This window comes from Pseudomonas sp. GW456-L12, assembly GCF_059424045.1.
Map to the genome: position 1 here is coordinate 28207 of NZ_JBWKZA010000041.1, position 17134 is coordinate 45340.

The window sequence follows — 17134 nt, forward strand, 5'->3', positions numbered from 1 at the left end:
AGCGAAGTGCCGGGCTGGTGTCATCGTCAAACAAAAAAAGCCCCTTGCCGTTTTCCCGGCAAGGGGCTGGCTGGCCTGGGTCATTCGCCTTTGATCTGCACGACCTTGTCCGCCGTCATGGCGGCGGGTTTTTTCGGCAGCGAGATACTCAGCACGCCTTTGCTGAAGCTCGCCTCGATCTTTTCGGCATCGACCCCCTTGGGCAGGTTGAACACCCGCTCGAAGGAGCCGTAATGACGTTCGCTCAGGTGGTAGCCCTTTCTGTTTTCTTGGGTTTCCTCGCGCTTTTCACCCTTGATGATCAGGCTGCCGTCGGAGAGTTTGATCTCGATATTCTTCTGATCCATGCCGGGTAATTCGGCAGTGATTTCGAAGCTCTCGTCTTTCTCGGTGATGTCGACGGCAGGCATGCCGCGGCCGATCAGCTCGCGCCGCCAGAACGGATCCACATCGAACAGCCCGCGGCTGAAGGGTGACAGGCCGGGGCCGCGATTGAAGTCATCGAACAGGTGATCGACCTGTTGCCGCAGTTTTTCCAGGGGTTGCCACAGGTCGCTCATGCTCGAGCGCCGGGTGGCCTTGTCTTCAGTCTGGATTGGCATTTTTTTCACGGAGTTGGTCATTTTCGCTTCTCCTCCCGGGTCAAGGGGCGGGCCGCGAACGTCCCTGTGGCGACCCGCCACGACAGAACGACAACCGGGCTCACAGCCTGCAAACCCGGTTCTTGTGCCCGCGACAACCATCGCGCGAATGTGCTGCCAGGGAGCTCGACTGGAATCCTCGATGTCGTCCCCGGCAGATGATTCGCCCGGGCCTGCTTCTATCGGGCGCAAGGTCCTGCACACGCGGCGAGCAGGTGCCGCAGGCGCTGGTCTTCAAGGCCGGCCTGCGCAGCTCTGCGTGTCTTATTTAGATCGAAAATCGACGCGACAGTTTCGCCGTGGAGCATTTGCCTGACAGGCGTAACCCCCTGCTTTCACGGCATTGTTACCAAAGCGCAAACACAGTTTTGGCGACGCGGCGTTTGTGCCGGTCGGGGCTTGGGGCATAAGCTTCGCTCTTTTTGGCTGCGGTCTTTTCGCACCCAGCCTCGTCTTACTTGGCCTGCCCTGAGGAAATCCCATGTCCAGCCAGTTCCCCCAAGCCCGTCCCCGTCGCCTGCGCCGCTGCGAACAGATGCGCAGCCTGTTCCAGGAAACCGAGTTCACCCTCAACGACCTGGTGCTGCCGATTTTCGTCGAGGAAGAGATCGACGATTTCGTGCCGATCAAGAGCATGCCGGGGGTGATGCGCATTCCGGAATCGAAGCTGGCCGGGGAGATCGAGCGTTACGCCCGTGCCGGGATCAAGTCGGTGATGACCTTCGGCGTGTCGCACCACCTGGACAGCAACGGCAGCGACACCTGGAACGACAACGGCCTGGTGTCGCGCATGTCGCGGATCGCCAAGGACGCGGTGCCGGAGATGATCGTGATGTCCGACACCTGCTTTTGCGAGTACACCGACCATGGCCACTGCGGCGTGCTGCACGGCCATGAAGTGGATAACGACCAGACCCTGGTCAACCTCGGCAAGCAGGCGGTGGCCGCGGCCCGCGCCGGCGCCGATGTGATCGCGCCGTCGGCGGCCATGGACGGGCAGGTCCAGGCCATCCGCCGCGCCCTGGACGAGGCCGGCTTCAGCCAGACCGCGATCATGGCCTATTCCACCAAGTTCGCCTCGGCGCTCTACGGTCCGTTCCGCGAGGCCGGCGGCAGCGCCTTGAAAGGCGACCGCAAGAGCTACCAGATGAACCCGATGAACCGCCGCGAAGCGGTGCGCGAGTCCTTGCTGGACGAACAGGAAGGCGCGGACTCGCTGATGGTCAAGCCGGCCGGCGCTTACCTGGACATCATCCGCGACATCCGCGAAGCCTCGCGCCTGCCGGTGACGGCGTACCAGGTCAGCGGCGAGTACGCGATGATCAAGTTCGGCGCCCAGGCCGGGGCCATCGACGAAGCGCGGGTGGTGCGTGAAAGCCTGGGCTCGATCAAGCGCGCCGGTGCCGACCTGATCTTCACCTACTTCGCCATGGACCTGGCGCTCGCCGGGATCTGACGCGCTCCAGCGGTGTACCAGATGTAAATGTATCGCCCTCAAGGGCCCTATCGCGGGCAAGCCTCGCTCCTACAGAAGTTCACCGTCCTCTGTAGGAGCGAGGCTTGCCCGCGATAGCGTCAGCTCTAACACCGCAAACAATCCCTGCTGCCCAGTCGACTGCGGCTGCAACGCTACTCACAGCGTAATCTTGCGCTCCTCGAAATAGCGTTCCAGCACCTTCGGGTCCGCCGATTTCTCCGCCAGCGCCACGTAAGTGTCCGGCCGCAGCAGGTAGAAGCCGTTGCGCGCGAGGCCAGCGGCCTGGTGCGCCGGTTCCCAGTCGAACACCGTCAGCGGCATCTGCCGCTCGGCGCACCAGGCGCGCAGGGCGTCGCTGGTGACGCCGTACACATGCACCTGCCACCCCAGGTAGTCGAGGCTGGCGAAATTGTCGGTGACCGCACCGTGGGCCCAGGGCAGGCGGTCGCCGCCGTGGACATGGCCGGCGCTGCCGCAGCTCAGGGGCATGTCGCGGTAGTTGAGGGTGATCTGCGACACCGTGCGAAACAGGAACTCGCGCGCCGCTTCCACCGCAGTCACCTTGGGGATCAGCAGCGGCGCCAGGCGGGTGCGCAGCAGGTTGGCGATCGGCCCGTCGGCGGTGACGAAGCTGAACACCCGGTCGGTGGTGGCCACCAGGCGCCGGGCGAATTCGATGCGTTCGAACTCGTAGGTCGCCAGCAGGTGCTCCTCGGCCTTGCCGTTGAGCACCGCGGCGAGCTTCCAGGCCAGGTTGATGGCGTCGCCGATCCCGGTGTTCATGCCCTGGCCGCCGGCCGGGCTGTGCACGTGGGCGGCATCGCCAAGCAGAAAGGCGCGGCCGCTGAAGAAGCGCTCGGCTACCCGGTGATGCACGCGGTAGGTGGAGAACCAGTTGACCTTGTCGACCTGGACCTTGAGGTTGTCCATGGCGCGGCGGCTGACGTCCTCGAACCTGAGGGTTTCCGCCTGTTCGGCACGTTCGTCGCGCACCGTGCCGATCAGCCGTGCCCGGCCTTCGCCGGCCAGCGGAAAGACCGCGAGGAAGTCCGCCTCGTCGAGGTCCGCGTGCAACTCGCCATTGAGCGCCGGCCCGCGGGCGTCGACATCGGCCACATAAAACACCTGCTGATAGGTGCCGCCGGGAAAGTCGATGCCCAGGGTCTTGCGCACTGTCGAATGGGCGCCGTCGCAGCCGGCCAGGTAGAAGGCCTGGCAGGTTTCCTCATGGCCGTCGGCGCCGCGCAGCTGGGCGCTGACCAGGTGGCCGTGGTCGATGAAGCCCAGCAGTTCGGTCTGGCGCTCGACCGTCACGCCGAAACGCTGCAGACGCTCGATCAGCAGTTGTTCGTGCTGGTCTTGCGGGTAGATTTCCAGGAAGGGGTAGGGCGTCAGGTCGGCGCCGATGCTGCTCAGGGGCAGATGGGCGGCCTGTTCGCCCTTGACCCAGAGGTTGGCGGCCGGGACCCGGTGACCCTGGTCGAGGATGGCCTGGGTCAGGTCCAGCTGGCGGTACAGCTCAAGGGTCCGGGCCTGCACCGCCAGGGCCCGGGAGGTGGTGCCCGGGCCGGTGGTCTGGTCGAGGATGCGCACCTTGACCCCTTGCCGGCTCAGCCACAGCGCCAGAACCAGGCCGGTGGGGCCGGCGCCAATGATCAGTACGTCGCTGCGGTTCATGTCCTTGCCCTCGTCGAGAGATCAATGTCATGCCGGTTTCGTGTAGCAGGTTTCAGCGCTGGGCGAACGCCAGGTTCAGGCCCAGGGCGGCGAAGCTCGCGGCAAAGCTGCGGCGCAGCCAGTTCTGCACCTGGGGCGACTCGATCACCGCCTTGCGGAACAGGTTGGCCAGCAGGCCGTAGACCACGAATACAGCGAAGGTCATCGCCATGAACACACCGCTCAGGCCGAGCATCTGCATGGCCGGCGATGGGCCGTCGTGGCTGATGAACTGCGGCAGGAAGGCCAGGAAGAAAATCGTCAGCTTGGGGTTGAGGATGTTCAGCAGGCAGGCCTTGAGCACCAGGCCGCCAGCGCTGGTGGCAGGAGCGCTGGTGTCCACGGCGAAGGCCGAGCGGTCGCGCCAGGTAGCGTAGGCCAGGTACAGCAGGTAGGCGACCCCGGCGAACTTCAAGCCCTGGAAGGCCAGCGCGCTGGTGTGCAGGATGGCCGACAGGCCCAGCACCGAGGCCAGCAGGTGCGGGACTATCCCGGCGGTGCAGCCGATGGCGGTGAACAGGCTGGCGCGCTTGCCGGCCACCAGCGCCGTGGAAATGGTCAGGATCACGCCGCTGCCGGGGATCAGCACGACGATCAGCGAGGTAATGAGAAAATCCAGTGAGAGCATGGCGCAGGGGACTCCAGGGCAGGTAAAGGACGCTCAGGTCTGGCTGAACACTTCCAGCAGGTGGCCGTCGGGGTCATCAAAATACACCCGGCGTCCGCCTTCGTGGCGGTTGATTTCATTGGGGCGCTGCTTGCCCGGGTCGGCCCAGAACGCCAGGCCGCGCTGGCGAATGCGTTGCAGTATCGGTTCGAAGTCGTCGGCGGCGACCAGAAAGGCGTAGTGCTGGGAAGCGATGGGCGGGTCGTTGTCGTAGTAATCCAGGGACACGCCGTTATCCAGCTGCACCACCAGCATCGGGCCGAAGGGCACAGGTGGCGGCAGGCCGAGCACCTGCACGAGAAAATCCGTCGACCGTTGCTTGTCGCGGCACCAGACGATGGTGTGGTTGAGTTGCACGCTCACGATGGGCCCCCTGTGTTGTTTTTCTGTGGGCGATGAGCTTTCAGATTAGGTGAAATTCGCCGTCGGTCACGGGGAATGCTCAAATGGCCTGCCTCTGGCACGGAACAGCGCGGCGCCTTGAGGGTCGATATCCGCGGCGACGCATGCACCTCAAGCGCGGGCCACCTTCGGAATTACTGGGAAGCCATGTCTATAAAACCTCTGCATTCACTTCGCTGGGCCGCTGTCGCGGCCTCGCTGGCCCTGGCCGGCTGTGCCGGCCAGTTCGGTTCAAAGGCGCCGGCGCCCAGCCCGGCCCAGGTCCAGGCCCAGGTGGCGCGCCTGCTGCCGGCCAAGGTCGCCGATCGCCAGGGCTGGGCCCGGGATATCCAGGTGGCCTTTACCGCCCAGGGCATCGAGCCGAGCAAGAGCAACCTCTGCGCGGTGCTGGCGGTGGCCGAGCAGGAGTCCACCTATCAGGTCGACCCGCCGGTGCCGGGGCTGGGCAAGATCGCCCGCGGCGAAATCGACCGCCGCGCGGCCAAGGTGCATGTGCCGTCGATGCTGGTCAGCGCGGCGCTGCAGGTGCGTTCGCCGAACGGCAAGTCCTACAGCGAGCGCCTGGCCGGGGCGCGCACGGAGAAGGAACTGAGCACGATCTTCGACGACTTCATCGGCAGCGTGCCCATGGGCAAGACCTTGTTCGGCGGTTTCAACCCGGTGCACACCGGCGGGCCGATGCAGGTCAGCATCGACTTCGCCGAGCAGCAGGCGCGCAATTACCCCTACAGCGTGGACGGCTCGATCCGCCGCGAGGTGTTCAGCCGGCGTGGCGGCATGTATTTCGGCATCGCCCACTTGCTCGGTTACCCGGTGAATTACCCGCAGCCGCTGTACCGCTTCGCCGATTTCAACGCCGGCTGGTACGCCAGCCGCAATGCCGCGTTCCAGAACGCCCTGAGCGTGGCCTCGGGGATTTCCCTGGCGCTGGACGGCGACCTGATCCGCTACGACTCGATCATGCCCGGCAGCACCGAGCTGGCGGCGCGCGCCCTGGGCAAATCCCTGGACATGCGCAACCCGACCATTCGCAACCAGCTGGAGAAGGGCAACAGCCTCGAGTTCGAAGACACCAAGCTGTACAAGCGGGTATTCGCCTTGGCCGATCAGGCCCAGGGCAAGGCTTTGCCGCGGCAGATCCTGCCGGGTATCCAGCTGAAGAGCCCGAAGATCACCCGCAAACTGACCACCGCCTGGTTCGCCAAACGGGTGGACGAGCGGTATCAGCGCTGCATGGCGAAGTGAGCAGGGTGAAAGCGATCGATCGGGGAATCCCGACGCCCTGAAATGAAAAAAGCCCGGCTGATAAGGCCGGGCTTTTTTTCGAGTACTGCGGACCGCGCAATCATACGGCGCGACGCTCGATCAGACGGTCGGAACCACCTTCAGCTACACGACGTTCGATCAGACGATCTGCACCACCTTCAGCGACGCGACGCTCGATCAGACGGTCGGAGCCACCTTCGGCAACGCGACGTTCGATCAGACGGTCGGAACCACCTTCGGCAACACGGCGCTCGATCAGACGGTCGGAGCCACCTTCGGCAACGCGACGTTCGATCAAGCGATCGGAACCACCTTCGGCAACGCGACGTTCGATCAAGCGATCGGAACCACCTTCGGCAACGCGGCGTTCGATCAAGCGATCGGCGCCACCTTCGGCGACACGTTTTTCAATCAGGCGATCCGAGCCGCCTTCGGCGACCACCGGGTAGGCCGAGGACGCGGCAAAAGCGTTTGCTGCAAGAACCGAGAAAGCGATGCTGAGAAGAATTTGGCGTTTCATGGTGGTGTGCTCCGGGGTGTTGTTTGGTTGGTATGGAGCAGATGTTACGTGGCGGATTTTTTTTGAGAATTTCATTGGGTCGATGGTGACCATCGACGCCAATGATAGCTGCGCCAACCCCCGGAACAGAGCCTCAGGCCGGTTCTTCGCAGGCCTGCGGCGGGCTCCATTGCAGCCCCGAAGCCTGCAACAGTTCCCGGGTATAGGGGTGTTGCGGCGCGCTGAAGATCGCCTGCGACGGCCCTTGTTCCACCACCTTGCCGTCCTTGATCACGATCAGGTCGTGGGCCAGGGCGTGGACCACCGCCAGGTCGTGGCTGATAAACAGGTAGGTCAGGCCGTGGCGTACCTGCAACTCCCGCAGCAGCTGGACCACCTGCTTCTGTACGGTGCGGTCGAGGGCCGAAGTGGGTTCGTCCAGCAGGATCAGCGCCGGCTCCAGCACCAGGGCGCGGGCGATGGCGATGCGCTGGCGCTGGCCGCCGGAAAACTCGTGGGGGTAGCGGTGGCGGCTCTGCGGGTCGAGGCCGACTTCCTCGAGCACGCGGATCACCGCCGCCTCGCGTTCCTCGGCGGTGCCGATACCGTGGGTCAGCAGGCCTTCGGCGATGATCTGCTGCACCGACATGCGCGGGCTGAGACTACCGAAGGGGTCCTGGAACACCACCTGTAGCTGCCGGCGCAAGGGGCGCATCAGGCGCTGGTTGAGGATGCTCAGCTCCTTGTTGCCGAAGCGGATGCCACCCTCGGACTCCACCAGCCGCAGGATCGCCTGGCCGAGTGTGGACTTGCCCGAGCCGGACTCGCCGACGATGCCCAGGGTCTTGCCCCGGTGCAGGCTCAGGCTGACGCCGTCCACCGCCTTGATGTAGTCGCGCTGGCGACTGAACAGGCCCTTGGGCAGGGGAAACCAGACCTTGAGTTCACTCACTTCCAGCAGATTGTGCGAATAGGCGCTGGGCACCGGGGCGCCGCTGGGCTCGGCTTCGATCAGCAAGCGACTGTAGGGATGCCGTGGGGCGCTAAACAGCGCCTCGCACTCGGCCTGCTCGACGATCTCGCCCTGGCGCATCACGCACACCCGCTGGGCGATGCGCCGCACCAGGTTGAGGTCGTGGCTGATCAGCAGCAGCGACATGCCCAGGCGTTGCTGCAACGCGATCAGCAGTTCGAGGATCTTGCGCTGCACCGTCACATCCAGCGCCGTGGTTGGCTCGTCGGCGATCAACAGCTCCGGCTCGTTGGCCAGGGCCATGGCGATCATTACCCGCTGGCGCTGGCCGCCGGACAACTGGTGCGGGTAGGCCTTGAGGCGTTTGTGCGGCTCGCCGATACCCACCAGCTCCAGCAGTTCCAGGGTCCGCGCCCGGGCCGCGCGACCGCGCAGGCCCTTGTGCACGTCCAGCACTTCGCCGATCTGTTTCTCCACCGTGTGCAGCGGGTTCAGCGAGGTCATGGGTTCCTGGAAGATCATCGCGATGCGGTTGCCGCGCAGGGTGCGCAACTGGGCGTCGCTGGCCTGCACCAGGTCCAGGCCGGCGTAGCGGATGCTGCCCTGGGTCTGCACCTTCTGCGCCGGCAGCAGGCGCAGGATCGAGTGGGCGGTCACCGACTTGCCCGAGCCGGACTCGCCCACCAGGGCCAGGCATTCGCCACGGCGGATATCCAGGTCCAGGCCATGGACCACTTCGGTGCCGGCGAAGGCCACCTTGAGGTTGCGGATTTCAATCAGGTTGTCGTGCATGTCAGCTCCGGGGATCGAAGGCGTCGCGGCAGGCTTCGCCGATAAACACCAGCAACGAGAGAATCAGCGCCAGGGCGAAAAACGCCGTCAGGCCCAGCCAGGGTGCTTGCAGATTGCGCTTGGCCTGGCCGATCAGTTCGCCCAGCGAGGCGGTGCCGGCGGGCATGCCGAAGCCGAGAAAATCCAGGGCGGTGAGGGTGGCGATGGCGCCGGTGAGAATGAACGGCAGGTAGGTCAGGGTGGAGGTCATGGCATTGGGCAGGATGTGCCGACGCATCAGCTCGCCGTCGCTCAGGCCCAGGGCCCGGGCGGCCTTGACGTACTCCAGGTTGCGCCCGCGCAGGAACTCGGCGCGCACCACGTCCACCAGGGCCAGCCAGGAGAACAGCGCCATGATCCCCAGCAGCCACCAGAAGCTCGGCGAGACGAACCCCGAGAGAATGATCAGCAGGTACAGCACCGGCAGCCCCGACCAGATTTCCAGCAGGCGCTGCCCGAACAGGTCGACCCAGCCGCCGTAATAACCCTGCAGGGCGCCGGCGGTGATGCCGATCAGCGCACTGATGACGGTCAGCGCCAGGGCGAACAGGATCGACACCCGCGTGCCGAAGATCACCCGCGCCAGCACATCCCGGGCCTGGTCGTCGGTGCCCAGCCAGTTCTGCGCCGAGGGCGGGCTGGGGGCCGGCAGGCTGAGGTCATAGTTGACCGTGTCGTAGCTGAAGGGGATCGGCGGGAACAGCATCCAGCCGCCCTGGCCCTCGATCAGTTCGTGCACGTAGCTGCTGGAATAGTCGGGCTGGAACGGCAGTTCGCCGCCGAACTCGGTTTCGTCGTAGTCGCTGAGGATCGGGAAATACCAGGCGCCGTGATAGCGGATGACCAGGGGCTTGTCGTTGGCGATCAGCTCGCCGCCCAGGCAGACCAGGCACAGGCCGATAAACAGCCACAGCGACCAGCGACCCCGGCGGTTGGCCTTGAAGTGTTCGATACGGCGACGGCCCAGGGGAGAGAGTGTGAACATCAGGCAGTCCTCGCCGAGAAGTCGATGCGCGGATCGACCAGGCTGTAGCACAGGTCGCCGATCAGCTTGATCAGCAGGCCGAACAGGGTGAACAGGAACAGCGCGCCGAACACCACCGGGTAGTCCCGCGACACCGCCGCCTCGTAGCTCATGCGCCCGAGGCCGTCGAGGTTGAAGAGGGTCTCGATCAGCAGCGAGCCGGCGAAGAACACCTCGATCAGCGCCGTGGGAATGCCGGCGATCACCAGCAGCATGGCGTTGCGAAACACATGGCCGTAGAGCACCCGACGCTCGCTCAGGCCCTTGGCCCGGGCGGTGACCACGTACTGGCGGCTGATCTCGTTGAGGAAGCTGTTCTTGGTCAGCAGGGTCAGGGTGGCGAAGCCGCCGATCACCAGCGCCGACACCGGCAGCACCAGGTGCCACAGGTAGTCGCCGACCTTGGCCAGGGGTCCGAGGCTGGCGAAGTTGTCCGAGACCAGGCCCTGCACCGGGAACCAGTCCAGGTAGCTGCCGCCGGCGAACACCACGATCAGCAGGATGGCGAACAGGAACGCCGGCATGGCGTAGCCGAGGACGATGGCGCTGCTGGTCCAGGCATCGAAGGCGCTGCCATTGCGGATCGCCTTGCGCACTCCCAGGGGAATCGACACCAGGTAGGTGATCAGGGTCGCCCACAGGCCGAGGGACAGCGAGGTCGGCAGTTTCTGCAGGATCAGGTCGGTGACCTTGGCCCCGCGGAAGAAGCTGTTGCCGAAGTCCAGTTGCGCGTAGTTCTTCAGCATCAGCCACAGGCGCTGGTGCATTGGCTTGTCGAAGCCGTAGTGGTGCTTGATCTCCTCGATCAGCGCCGGGTCCAGGCCACGGCTGTTGCGTCCGCCGCCACCCACGGCGGCGACCTCGGCGCCACCGCCCATGGCATGCCCGCCGAAGCCTTGCAGGCGGGCGATGGCCTGTTCCACCGGGCCGCCGGGCGCGGCCTGGACGATCAGGAAGTTGACCACCAGGATGCACAGCAGGGTGGGGATGATCAGCAGCAGGCGACGACTCAGGTAACGGCCCATGTCAGTGCGCCTCCACGGTGCCGCGCAGGGTGCTCATCTGGCGGGTGGTCAGGGCCTTGGGGCTGACCTCCCACCAGGTGTTCAGGCCCTCGTCGTAGATCGGCGCGATGGCCGGCCGACCGAAGCGGTTCTGGAACACCGTGGGCGTGCCCTTGGAGTAGTAATTGGGAATCATGTATTGGCCCCATTGCAGCACCCGGTCCAGGGCCCGGGCGTAATGCACCATCTCGTCGCGGCTATTGGCCTGGACCAGGCCATCGATCAGGCGGTCCACGGCCGGGTTGGCCAGCACCATGGAGTTGGAGCTACCGACCTGGGTCGCGCTTTGCGAGCCGTACAGGCTGTACAGCTCGCGACCCGGGGAGACGATGGGGTCGCCGCTGCGGGGGAAGCTGGTGACGATCATGTCGTAGTCCCGGGCGTTGAGCAGGTTGATGTACTGCGCCGAATCGATGCGCCGCAGGTTGAGGGTGATGCCGATCTGCGCCAGGGTGCGTTTGTACGGCAGCAGCATGCGGTCGAAGCCGCCCTGGCCATCAAGGAAGGTGAACTCCAGCGGTTCGCCGGCGGCGTTCACCAGTCGGTTGTTCCGGGGTGTCCAGCCGGCCTCGGCCAGCAGGCGCAGGGCCAGCAGTTGCTTGTCGCGGATGCGGCCGCTGCCGTCGGTCTGCGGGGCCCGGTAGACTTGGGTGAAGACTTCGTCGGGGATCTGTCCGCGCAGGGGGTCGAGGATCTCCCGTTCGCGGGCGTCCGGCAGGGCGGTGGCGGCCATTTCGCTTTTCGGCCAGTAGCTCTGCTGGCGCACGTAGAAGCCGCGCATCATCTGCTTGTTGGTCCACTCGAAATCCCACAGCAGGGTCAGCGCCTGGCGCACCCGGCGGTCGTGGAAGACCGGCTGCTGCAGGTTGAACACAAAGCCCTGGGCGGCGGTGGGCTTGTCGGGTGCGAGGATCGCCTGTTGCAGGCGGCCGTCGCGCAGGGCCGGGCTGTCGTAGCCGACCACGTAACCGGACGAGGAAAACTCGCGGTTGTAGTCGAAGGCACCGGCCTGCAGCAACTGGCGGGCGACGTCGGTGTCGCCGTAGAAATTCACCGTCAGGCGGTCGAAGTTGTACAGGCCGCGGCTGACCGGCAGGTCTCTGGCCCACCAGTTCGGGTCGCGCTCGAAGCTGATGCTGCGCCCGGCGTCGACCTTGCCGACCTTGTATGGCCCGCTGCCCAGGGGCGGCTCGAAACCGCCGCCGTTGGCGAAGTTGCGGGTCCTCCACCAGTGTTCGGGCAGCACGCGCAGGGTCGCCAGGTCCAGGGCCAGGGTGCGGTTGAGGTTGTTCTTGAAGTCGAAGCGCACCTGCCCGGGGCCTTCGATCACCACGTCCCGCACGTCGCCGTACAGCTGGCGATAGCTCAGGCTGCCCTTGCTCAGCAGCAGGTCGAAGGTGTAGCGCACGTCTTGCGCGGTGATCGGCGTGCCATCGGCGAAGCGTGCCCTGGGGTCGAGGTAGAAGCGCACCCACAGGCCGTCGGGGTCGCGCTCCATGCGTTCGGCCACCAGCCCGTAGACGGTGTAGGGCTCGTCCAGGGAGCGAAAGGCCAGGGGCGAATACACCCAGTCGTTGACCTGGGCCACCGCGATACCCTGGTCGGCATAGGGGGTGATGTAGTTGAACTGGCCGATCTCCATCGAGGCGCGGCTCAGGGAGCCGCCCTTGGGCGCATCGGGGTTGACGTAGTCGAAGTGCTGGAAGCCCGGCGGGTACTTCGGCGGTTCGCCATAGACCGTCATGGCATAGCTGCCATGGGCGGCGGCCAGGGCCCCGCCGGCGGCGCCAAGCAGCGCGGCAGCCAGCGCCAGCCCAGCCAGGGTGCGAGTCAGTGCAGACATGATCGAAAGGTTCCTCGTGATGCCGGAAAGCCTGGGTCGGCAGGGCGAAAAGACCCACGGCGGCGGGCCGCCATGGGGCGCGAATTCGCAATGCGGCCGGGGCCGGCCGGAGTCTTGCGCGGCCCCGGCGGTGACTCAGAAGTGGTACGTCATGCGCGCGAACAGGGTGCGGCCCAGCGGGTCGGTGTAACGGGGGTCGTAGCCGCTCTGGAAGTTGTAGGCCTGGTTGGAGAACGGTGGGTCGCGGTCGAAGACGTTCTTCACCCCGGCGTCGACGTCCAGCACCTTGTCGAAGGTGTAGCCGGCCGCCAGGTCCCACACCGAGTACGAGGCCACGCGGGCGTTGGTGCTGCGGTCGTAGTCGTTGTAGCCGGTGGTGAAGCGGTTGCTCAGCGAGGCCCGCGCGGCGCCCAGGGTCCAGGTGCCGGTGAGGTTGTGTTTCCAGCGGGCGATCACGCCATCGCCCTCGAAGTCGCCGACCTTGTCGGTGAACGGCCCCTTGATGGTGCTCTGGAAGTCGTAGCTCTTGACGTAGGTGCCTTGCAGCCCGAGGCCGAACTGGCCGTAGGGGGTATTGGGAAAGCGGTAGTCCAGGGACACGTCGACACCGTTGGTTTCGACTATGCCCAGGTTGGCGTTGCCGGTGACGATGTAGTTCAACGAACCGTCGGCGTTGCGCACGAAGCGGTCGGCATAGGCGCCGGACTGGTCGAATACCGTGGATTCGGGGAACGGCTGGATCTGGTTGGAGATGTGAATCCACCAGAAGTCCAGGCCCACCGACAGGTCGCGGATTGGCTGATAGACGAAGCCCAGGGTCACGTTGCGGGCCTTTTCCGGGGCCAGGTCGGTGTTGCCGCCGATCTGGTTGAGGAACTGCTGGCCGCAGTCACGCCCGCCGTTGCCGCCGGGTTGCACCACGCCGCCGGTACAGAGCACCGGGTCGTTGTAGTAGCCCTGGGTGTAGGTGATGCTGCGCGGCGCATACAGCTCGTACAGCGACGGCGCGCGGAAACCTTCACTGTAGGCGCCGCGCACCACCAGCTCCTTGAGCGGCTGGTAGCGGAACGAGTATTTCGGGTTGGTGGTGCTGCCGAAGTCGCTGTATTTGTCGTGGCGGATGGCCACGGACAGTTCCAGGCTGTCGAGCACCGGTACGTTCAGTTCGGCGTAGGCCGCCCTGACACTGCGATTGCCCTCGACGCTGCCGGACGGATCGATGCCCAGGCTCTGGATGTCACCGGCGAACTCTTCGTAGTCCTGGTGGAATTTCTCCTTGCGGTACTCGCCGCCCAGGGCCAGGCCGGAGGGACCGGCACCGAACCAGTCGCCGATCTCGCGGCTGACGCGCCCATCGAAACCGACGACCCGGCCGACAGCCGTGGAGTAGGCGCCGTGGTAGGCCGCCTGCTCGATGTAGTCCTGGCCGGCCTGGGTCTGCGGGCCGAACGGGTTGAGCAGGCCGCTGGCCAGGCCGGCGATCATCGCGCGGTCGCTGACGTAGCCGTTGGTGACGCTGGAGACCACCTTGTTCTGGTTGTAGGAGGCACCGAGGTTGTAGTCCCAGCCGGCCACCAGGCCGTCGAAACTCAGGACGAAGCGCTGGCTGGTGTTCTGGTCCTTGGATTCCCGCGCACCGGCGGCGGTTTCACGCCAGTTCACGCCGATCGGCTGGCTCGGGTCGAGGCTGAAGTCGGTCGGCGCCGGAGTGATGCCGTTGCCCGGGTAGTAGGGCGAGGAAGAGTCCAGGCTCAGGCCGGTGAGGGGCGCCGGGCCGACCGCCGTGGCGTTGTTGTTGCGCGACCAGAAGTACTCCAGGTTGACGTTGTGGTCGTCGGCCAGCTTGGCGGTGCTTTTGCCGAAGAACGAGGTCTTTTCGGTCTCCGGCACCAGATCGATGTACTCGCGGGTACTGAAGCGGCACAGGCCCTGGCGGGCAATCAGGTTCGGCCCGTTGCAGTTGCTGCCGGCCAGCGGGTTGGTGGCGTTGTCGCCCTGGGAGTAGTTGCCCGGAAAGGCCGTGCCCGAGGTCTGGTCGAGGCCGCGGCCGGGACGGTAGTCGGTGGCGAAGGAGCGGTCGTTGGCGTCCAGGTTCTGCTGCTTGTTGTAGTTGAACACCCCGAGCACGTTGAAGCGGTCTTCTTCCAGGTCGCCGAAGCCCCAGCTGGCACTCATGTCCTTGCTCGCACCGCCGCCGCTGTGGGTCGGGGTTTCGCCGCCCAGGGTCAGTTGGCCGTCGGTCATGGATTTTTTGGTGATGAAGTTGATCACGCCGCCGATGGCGTCGGTGCCGTAGAGGGCCGAGGCGCCGTCGCGCAGCACTTCGACCCGGTCGATGGCGGCGAAGGGGATCATGTTCAGGTCCACCGCGCCGCCGGCCGAGTTGGTGCCCGACAACGCGTTGTTGGCCAGGCGCCGGCCGTTGAGCAGCACCAGGGTCTTGTTGGCGCCGATGCCGCGCATGTCGGCGAAAGAGGCGCCGCCGGTGGCGGCTCCCACCGAGCCGGCGCTGTTATTGATCGACTGGCTGCCGGTGATGCGCTGCACCAGTTCGGCGGTGGTGCTCACCCCCTGTTTGCGCAACTCTTCGGCGCGCAGGATGGTGATCGGTACCGCGGTTTCGGCATCGACCCGGCGGATCGCCGAACCTGTCACTTCAACCCGTTGCAGTTGGGTGGTGGGCGCCACGGCCGCGGCACTGGCGGCCGGGACGGCGGCGCTGCTGTCGGCCTCCTCTTCGGCGGCTTGCGTGGTGCCGGCGCCCAGGCCCATGGCCACTAGGTACAGCGGGACAAAACGGTGCCGTTGCAGCGTGGTCACCAGTGGCTTGAGCGTGAAACGTGGAATGTTCATCAGCATGATTACTTCCGACTCTTTCAGACGTTTATCGAAATGGCCTTGTGGGCCCTCATTGCTCCGGCTGGGTTGTACCGGCCCCGGAAAACCACTTTCTTCAAGCAAGCCGATCCCCTCCGCAGGCGCGTGGCGTCTTGCGGTCGGCCGATTGCGACGGGATTTTTCGAGGCAGTGCCTGGCGCGTCCCTCACGGGGCGCCAGGCACTGCCTTCATCGGGTGGTCATCACGGATATCCTGGTGATTCCCGAACGTTCGATGGAGGCCATGGCCTTGGCCACCTGGCCGTAGTTGACGGCGGTGTCGGCCTGCAATTGCACGCGCACCTCGCTGTCCTTGGCCTTGACCTCCTTGAGGCTGCTTTCCAGCAGCTCGGGGGCCACTTCGGACTTGGCCAGGTAGAACTTGCCGTCCTGGTCGACGCTGACCACCACCGGGTCTTTTTTCTCGGCAGGGGCCACGGCGTCGGTTTTCGGCAGGTTGACCTTGATTGCGTTGGTCATCAGCGGGGCGGTGACGATGAACACCACCAGCAGCACCAGCATCACGTCCACCAGTGGCGTGACGTTCATTTCACTGAGCACTTCGTCGCTGTCTTGAGTAGAGAAGGACATCAGCTGGCCTCCCGTACGGCGTGGGCGGTCTTGCTGGCGATGGCCTGGCGGCTGATGGCGAAGGCGCTGCGCTGGGCCAGGGCGTCGAAGTCATGGGCGAAGTCGTCCATGCTGGCCGAGGCCAGCTTCAGGCGGCGCAGGAAGAAGTTGTAGATCAGCACCGCCGGCACGGCGACGGCGATGCCCACGCCGGTGGCGATCAACGCATGGCCGATCGGCCCGGCCACGGTTTCCAGGCTGGCCGAACCGCTGGCGCCGATGCTCTGCAGGGCCTCCATGATCCCCCAGACGGTACCGAACAGGCCGATGAAGGGCGCGGTGCTGCCGATACTGGCGAGCACCGCCTGGCCGCTTTCCAGGGCCCGGCGTTCCTTCTGGATCTGCTGGCGCAGGTTGCGCTCCAGGCGGTCGGCGCGGTTGATGGTGTGGGCCAGTTGCTGGGTGGTGCGCGGCGATTCTTCCACCAGCAGGGCCTCGAAGCCGCTGCTGGCGATGCGCGCCAGGGAGCCGGGGTACTGGCTGGCGTGCTCGGCGGCGGTGAGCAGGTCCGGGGCGCTCCAGAAGGCCTTGCTGAACTGCCGGTTCTGGGTCTTCTGCCGCAGGTACTGCGCCGACTTGACCAGCAGCAGTGCCCAGCTGACCACGGAAAACAGCACCAGGGCCCAGAGCACGCCGGGGACAATCAGGGATGTCAGGGAATCGTTCATGGCTACACCTCGCATGCGTAAACAGGTTGTGAGTTCAGGTCAGGCCGCGGTCATTGCGGCAATTTGAAATCGATGGTCTGGGTGGCGAAGCCTTCGATCGGCGTGTCGCCGCGCTTGGCCGGGATGAATTTCCAGTTCTTCACCGCGGCCACGGCGGCCTCGTCCAGTTGCGGCTTGCCGCTGGAACGGGTGACTTCCACGCTGCCGGCGCGGCCGTTGGGCAGCACCTTGATGCGCAGCACCACCGTGCCTTCCCAGTTGCGGCGCAGGGCCAGGGACGGGTATTCCGGCGGCGGGTTGCCGAGGCTGGCCAGGCCGGAAACCGCCGCCGATTCCTTGACCGGCCCGGGGGCCGCGGCAGGCGCCGGAGTGGCGGCCGGCTGGCTGGGCGCGGCGGGCGCGGCCGGTGGCGCAGGGGCGGGTGGAGCCGGCGTTTTCGGCGGCTCGGGCTTTTTCACCGGCTTGGGTTTTTTGACCGGCTTGGGCTTTTCGATGGGCTTGGGTTTCTCCACCGGCTTGGGCGGCGGCTTGAGCGCGTCTTCGTCTTCCACCGGTT

Annotated in this window: 15 protein-coding genes; 2 read left to right on the forward strand and 13 right to left on the reverse strand. The window is 65.6% G+C overall.

The annotated features are described in order from the left end of the window. Positions 1-80 precede the first annotated feature (80 nt). On the reverse strand, positions 81-623 hold the full coding sequence (locus AC07Y9_RS29475; RefSeq protein WP_007932635.1) for an Hsp20/alpha crystallin family protein: 543 nt from the start codon (positions 621-623) through the stop codon (positions 81-83). A 499-nt stretch (positions 624-1122) separates the two neighbouring features. Here AC07Y9_RS29475 and hemB point away from each other — a divergent pair, with 499 nt between their 5' ends. Further along, positions 1123-2097: a porphobilinogen synthase gene (gene hemB, locus AC07Y9_RS29480; RefSeq protein ID WP_007932636.1), complete on the forward strand. Its 975-nt coding sequence runs from the start codon at positions 1123-1125 to the stop codon at positions 2095-2097. Positions 2098-2274: 177 nt separating this feature from the next. Here the strand turns inward: hemB and AC07Y9_RS29485 are convergent, their stop codons facing one another. Genes AC07Y9_RS29485 through AC07Y9_RS29495 form a run of 3 tightly spaced genes read right to left on the reverse strand, consistent with a single transcriptional unit; the run spans position 2275 to position 4864 of the window. Beyond that, on the reverse strand, positions 2275-3795 hold the full coding sequence (locus tag AC07Y9_RS29485; RefSeq protein WP_102681163.1) for an FAD-dependent oxidoreductase: 1521 nt from the start codon (positions 3793-3795) through the stop codon (positions 2275-2277). Positions 3796-3847: 52 nt separating this feature from the next. Beyond that, positions 3848-4462, reverse strand: a complete 615-nt coding sequence (locus AC07Y9_RS29490) for a LysE family translocator (RefSeq protein ID WP_009043163.1) — start codon at positions 4460-4462, stop codon at positions 3848-3850. Between the two features lie 33 nt (positions 4463-4495). After that, complete coding sequence (locus AC07Y9_RS29495) at positions 4496-4864, reverse strand: VOC family protein (RefSeq protein ID WP_053260518.1); 369 nt, start codon at positions 4862-4864, stop codon at positions 4496-4498. Between the two features lie 186 nt (positions 4865-5050). On the opposite strand from AC07Y9_RS29495, the gene AC07Y9_RS29500 reads away from it, so the two are divergent. After that, complete coding sequence (locus AC07Y9_RS29500) at positions 5051-6148, forward strand: DUF1615 domain-containing protein (RefSeq protein ID WP_102681162.1); 1098 nt, start codon at positions 5051-5053, stop codon at positions 6146-6148. A 100-nt stretch (positions 6149-6248) separates the two neighbouring features. Here AC07Y9_RS29500 and AC07Y9_RS29505 read toward each other — a convergent pair whose 3' ends face one another. The 9 genes from AC07Y9_RS29505 to AC07Y9_RS29545 all read right to left on the reverse strand — a co-directional run. Continuing rightward, positions 6249-6689: a phage infection protein gene (locus AC07Y9_RS29505; RefSeq protein ID WP_102681161.1), complete on the reverse strand. Its 441-nt coding sequence runs from the start codon at positions 6687-6689 to the stop codon at positions 6249-6251. 133 nt (positions 6690-6822) lie between these two features. Beyond that, complete coding sequence (locus AC07Y9_RS29510) at positions 6823-8433, reverse strand: ABC transporter ATP-binding protein (protein ID WP_102681160.1); 1611 nt, start codon at positions 8431-8433, stop codon at positions 6823-6825. 1 nt (position 8434) lies between these two features. Continuing rightward, entirely contained in the window at positions 8435-9457 is a 1023-nt protein-coding gene (locus AC07Y9_RS29515) for an ABC transporter permease (protein WP_009043168.1), read from the reverse strand. Next, positions 9457-10521, reverse strand: a complete 1065-nt coding sequence (locus tag AC07Y9_RS29520; RefSeq protein WP_102681159.1) for a microcin C ABC transporter permease YejB — start codon at positions 10519-10521, stop codon at positions 9457-9459. Before AC07Y9_RS29520 ends, AC07Y9_RS29515 begins: the two co-directional genes overlap by 1 nt. Before the next feature lies 1 nt (position 10522). After that, a complete protein-coding gene (locus AC07Y9_RS29525) occupies positions 10523-12403 on the reverse strand; it encodes an extracellular solute-binding protein (protein WP_102681158.1) in 1881 nt (626 codons plus the stop codon). 135 nt (positions 12404-12538) lie between these two features. Further along, positions 12539-15262, reverse strand: a complete 2724-nt coding sequence (locus tag AC07Y9_RS29530; protein WP_173679811.1) for a TonB-dependent receptor — start codon at positions 15260-15262, stop codon at positions 12539-12541. Positions 15263-15469: 207 nt separating this feature from the next. Further along, entirely contained in the window at positions 15470-15871 is a 402-nt protein-coding gene (locus AC07Y9_RS29535) for an ExbD/TolR family protein (RefSeq protein ID WP_102681157.1), read from the reverse strand. Beyond that, complete coding sequence (locus tag AC07Y9_RS29540; RefSeq protein ID WP_009048248.1) at positions 15871-16578, reverse strand: MotA/TolQ/ExbB proton channel family protein; 708 nt, start codon at positions 16576-16578, stop codon at positions 15871-15873. The genes AC07Y9_RS29535 and AC07Y9_RS29540 overlap by 1 nt, the downstream gene beginning before the upstream one ends. A gap of 50 nt (positions 16579-16628) precedes the next feature. Continuing rightward, positions 16629-17134: energy transducer TonB (locus AC07Y9_RS29545; protein ID WP_146021878.1), on the reverse strand; the 506-nt coding region annotated here is incomplete at its 5' end.